1 tRNA gene and 3 rRNA genes are annotated in these 5,046 nt (G+C 49.3%); all 4 read left to right on the top strand.

The window, feature by feature from the left end:
- The first annotated feature begins 126 nt into the window (after positions 1-126).
- A 16S ribosomal RNA gene (locus H7U04_RS11110) occupies positions 127-1,674 on the top strand.
- A 54-nt stretch (positions 1,675-1,728) separates the two neighbouring features.
- Positions 1,729-1,801 (top strand) — tRNA-Ala (locus tag H7U04_RS11105).
- A gap of 146 nt (positions 1,802-1,947) precedes the next feature.
- Positions 1,948-4,847: ribosomal RNA gene (locus tag H7U04_RS11100) — 23S ribosomal RNA — on the top strand.
- 83 nt (positions 4,848-4,930) lie between these two features.
- Positions 4,931-5,046, top strand: a 5S ribosomal RNA gene (gene rrf / locus H7U04_RS11095).
- The 16S, 23S and 5S rRNA genes sit together here with 1 tRNA gene alongside, the layout of an rRNA operon.

Here is a 5,046-nt window from a genome sequence, read left to right as displayed (position 1 = left end):
AGACCTTTGAAAACTGAATAAGAAACCAAGTGCAGGGTTATGATAGAAGAAATTATAACCTGTCAATTTACAAGAATAAATCGTCAGACGACGGTAATGAGTTAACGCTCGAACAATTATTAAATTTTTAATGAGAGTTTGATCCTGGCTCAGGACGAACGCTGGCGGCGTGCCTAATACATGCAAGTAGAACGCTGAAGAGAGGAGCTTGCTCTTCTTGGATGAGTTGCGAACGGGTGAGTAACGCGTAGGTAACCTGCCTTGTAGCGGGGGATAACTATTGGAAACGATAGCTAATACCGCATAACAATGGATGACACATGTCATTTATTTGAAAGGGGCAATTGCTCCACTACAAGATGGACCTGCGTTGTATTAGCTAGTAGGTGAGGTAACGGCTCACCTAGGCGACGATACATAGCCGACCTGAGAGGGTGATCGGCCACACTGGGACTGAGACACGGCCCAGACTCCTACGGGAGGCAGCAGTAGGGAATCTTCGGCAATGGGGGCAACCCTGACCGAGCAACGCCGCGTGAGTGAAGAAGGTTTTCGGATCGTAAAGCTCTGTTGTAAGTCAAGAACGAGTGTGAGAGTGGAAAATTCACACTGTGACGGTAGCTTACCAGAAAGGGACGGCTAACTACGTGCCAGCAGCCGCGGTAATACGTAGGTCCCGAGCGTTGTCCGGATTTATTGGGCGTAAAGCGAGCGCAGGCGGTTTGATAAGTCTGAAGTTAAAGGCTGTGGCTCAACCATAGTTCGCTTTGGAAACTGTCAAACTTGAGTGCAGAAGGGGAGAGTGGAATTCCATGTGTAGCGGTGAAATGCGTAGATATATGGAGGAACACCGGTGGCGAAAGCGGCTCTCTGGTCTGTAACTGACGCTGAGGCTCGAAAGCGTGGGGAGCGAACAGGATTAGATACCCTGGTAGTCCACGCCGTAAACGATGAGTGCTAGGTGTTGGATCCTTTCCGGGATTCAGTGCCGCAGCTAACGCATTAAGCACTCCGCCTGGGGAGTACGACCGCAAGGTTGAAACTCAAAGGAATTGACGGGGGCCCGCACAAGCGGTGGAGCATGTGGTTTAATTCGAAGCAACGCGAAGAACCTTACCAGGTCTTGACATCCCGATGCTATTTCTAGAGATAGAAAGTTACTTCGGTACATCGGTGACAGGTGGTGCATGGTTGTCGTCAGCTCGTGTCGTGAGATGTTGGGTTAAGTCCCGCAACGAGCGCAACCCCTATTGTTAGTTGCCATCATTCAGTTGGGCACTCTAGCGAGACTGCCGGTAATAAACCGGAGGAAGGTGGGGATGACGTCAAATCATCATGCCCCTTATGACCTGGGCTACACACGTGCTACAATGGTTGGTACAACGAGTTGCGAGTCGGTGACGGCAAGCTAATCTCTTAAAGCCAATCTCAGTTCGGATTGTAGGCTGCAACTCGCCTACATGAAGTCGGAATCGCTAGTAATCGCGGATCAGCACGCCGCGGTGAATACGTTCCCGGGCCTTGTACACACCGCCCGTCACACCACGAGAGTTTGTAACACCCGAAGTCGGTGAGGTAACCTTTTGGAGCCAGCCGCCTAAGGTGGGATAGATGATTGGGGTGAAGTCGTAACAAGGTAGCCGTATCGGAAGGTGCGGCTGGATCACCTCCTTTCTAAGGAAAAACGGAATGTACTTGAGTTTCTTATTTAGTTTTGAGAGGTCTTGTGGGGCCTTAGCTCAGCTGGGAGAGCGCCTGCTTTGCACGCAGGAGGTCAGCGGTTCGATCCCGCTAGGCTCCATTGAATCGAAAGATTCAAGTATTGTCCATTGAAAATTGAATATCTATATCAAATTCCATATGTAATTAATTACATATAGATAGTAACAAGAAAATAAACCGAAACGCTGTGAATATTTAATGAGTTAGGTCGAAAGACCAAAATAAGGTTAAGTTAATAAGGGCGCACGGTGGATGCCTTGGCACTAGAAGCCGATGAAGGACGTGACTAACGACGAAATGCTTTGGGGAGCTGTAAGTGAGCAATGATCCAGAGATGTCCGAATGGGGGAACCCGGCAGGTAATGCCTGTCACTCATTACTGTTAAGGTAATGTAGAGGAAGACGCAGTGAACTGAAACATCTAAGTAGCTGCAGGAAGAGAAAGCAAAAGCGATTGCCTTAGTAGCGGCGAGCGAAACGGCAAGAGGGCAAACCGAAGAGTTTACTCTTCGGGGTTGTAGGACTGCAACGTGGACTTAAAGATTATAGAAGAACTACCTGGGAAGGTAGGCCAAAGAGAGTAATAGCCTCGTATTCGAAATAGTCTTTATACCTAGCAGTATCCTGAGTACGGCGAGACACGAGAAATCTCGTCGGAATCTGGGAGGACCATCTCCCAACCCTAAATACTCTCTAGTGACCGATAGTGAACCAGTACCGTGAGGGAAAGGTGAAAAGCACCCCGGGAGGGGAGTGAAATAGAACCTGAAACCGTGTGCCTACAACAAGTTCGAGCCCGTTAATGGGTGAGAGCGTGCCTTTTGTAGAATGAACCGGCGAGTTACGATATGATGCGAGGTTAAGTTGAAGAGACGGAGCCGTAGGGAAACCGAGTCTTAATAGGGCGCATTAGTATCATGTCGTAGACCCGAAACCATGTGACCTACCCATGAGCAGGTTGAAGGTGAGGTAAAACTCACTGGAGGACCGAACCAGGGCACGTTGAAAAGTGCTTGGATGACTTGTGGGTAGCGGAGAAATTCCAAACGAACTTGGAGATAGCTGGTTCTCTCCGAAATAGCTTTAGGGCTAGCGTCGATGTTAAGTCTCTTGGAGGTAGAGCACTGTTTGGGTGAGGGGTCCATCCCGGATTACCAATCTCAGATAAACTCCGAATGCCAACGAGATATAATCGGCAGTCAGACTGCGAGTGCTAAGATCCGTAGTCGAAAGGGAAACAGCCCAGACCACCAGCTAAGGTCCCAAAATATATGTTAAGTGGAAAAGGATGTGGGGTTGCACAGACAACTAGGATGTTAGCTTAGAAGCAGCTATTCATTCAAAGAGTGCGTAATAGCTCACTAGTCGAGTGACCCTGCGCCGAAAATGTACCGGGGCTAAAACATATTACCGAAGCTGTGGATACCTTTATAGGTATGGTAGGAGAGCGTTCTATGTGCGAAGAAGGTGTACCGTGAGGAGTGCTGGAGCGCATAGAAGTGAGAATGCCGGTATGAGTAGCGAAAGACAGGTGAGAATCCTGTCCACCGTAAGACTAAGGTTTCCAGGGGAAGGCTCGTCCGCCCTGGGTTAGTCGGGACCTAAGGAGAGACCGAAAGGTGTATCCGATGGACAACAGGTTGATATTCCTGTACTAGAGTATATAGTGATGGAGGGACGCAGTAGGCTAACTAAACCAGACGATTGGAAGTGTCTGGCCAAGCAGTGAGGTGTGATATGAGTCAAATGCTTATATCTATAACATTGAGCTGTGATGGGGAGCGAAGTTTAGTAGCGAAGTTAGTGATGTCACACTGCCGAGAAAAGCTTCTAGCGTTAATTATACTCTACCCGTACCGCAAACCGACACAGGTAGTCGAGGCGAGTAGCCTCAGGTGAGCGAGAGAACTCTCGTTAAGGAACTCGGCAAAATGGCCCCGTAACTTCGGGAGAAGGGGCGCTGACTTATGGTCAGCCGCAGTGAATAGGCCCAAGCAACTGTTTATCAAAAACACAGCTCTCTGCTAAATCGTAAGATGATGTATAGGGGGTGACGCCTGCCCGGTGCTGGAAGGTTAAGAGGAGTGCTTAGCGTAAGCGAAGGTATGAATTGAAGCCCCAGTAAACGGCGGCCGTAACTATAACGGTCCTAAGGTAGCGAAATTCCTTGTCGGGTAAGTTCCGACCCGCACGAAAGGCGTAATGATTTGGGCACTGTCTCAACGAGAGACTCGGTGAAATTTTAGTACCTGTGAAGATGCAGGTTACCCGCGACAGGACGGAAAGACCCCATGGAGCTTTACTGCAGTTTGATATTGAGTATCTGTACCACATGTACAGGATAGGTAGGAGCCTATGACCTCGGGACGCCAGTTTCGAGTGAGGCGTTGTTGGGATACTACCCTTGTGTTATGGCTACTCTAACCCAGATAGGTTATCCCTATCGGAGACAGTGTCTGACGGGCAGTTTGACTGGGGCGGTCGCCTCCTAAAAGGTAACGGAGGCGCCCAAAGGTTCCCTCAGAATGGTTGGAAATCATTCGCAGAGTGTAAAGGTATAAGGGAGCTTGACTGCGAGAGCTACAACTCGAGCAGGGACGAAAGTCGGGCTTAGTGATCCGGTGGTTCCGCATGGAAGGGCCATCGCTCAACGGATAAAAGCTACCCTGGGGATAACAGGCTTATCTCCCCCAAGAGTTCACATCGACGGGGAGGTTTGGCACCTCGATGTCGGCTCGTCGCATCCTGGGGCTGTAGTCGGTCCCAAGGGTTGGGCTGTTCGCCCATTAAAGCGGCACGCGAGCTGGGTTCAGAACGTCGTGAGACAGTTCGGTCCCTATCCGTCGCGGGCGTAGGAAATTTGAGAGGATCTGCTCCTAGTACGAGAGGACCAGAGTGGACTTACCGCTGGTGTACCAGTTGTTCTGCCAAGAGCATCGCTGGGTAGCTATGTAGGGAAGGGATAAACGCTGAAAGCATCTAAGTGTGAAGCCCACCTCAAGATGAGATTTCCCATGATTTTATATCAGTAAGAGCCCTGAGAGATGATCAGGTTGATAGGTTAGAAGTGGAAGTGTGGTGACACATGTAGCGGACTAATACTAATAGCTCGAGGACTTATCCAAAGAAAGTAACTGAGACATATTGACAACGATTTGGTTTCTTGATACAGTATAGATATTCAATTTTGAGTTGAGAATACTCAGAGTTAAGTGACGATAGCCTAGGAGATACACCTGTTCCCATGCCGAACACAGAAGTTAAGCCCTAGTACGCCTGATGTAGTTGGGGGTTGCCCCCTGTTAGATACGGTAGTCGCTTAGC

The sequence above is a fragment of the Streptococcus sp. 22.1 genome (assembly GCF_016648645.1).
In the GTDB taxonomy this organism is placed as follows: domain Bacteria; phylum Bacillota; class Bacilli; order Lactobacillales; family Streptococcaceae; genus Streptococcus.
Note: the sequence above shows the minus strand (reverse complement) of the source record. Positions and strands in the feature narration are given on the sequence as shown.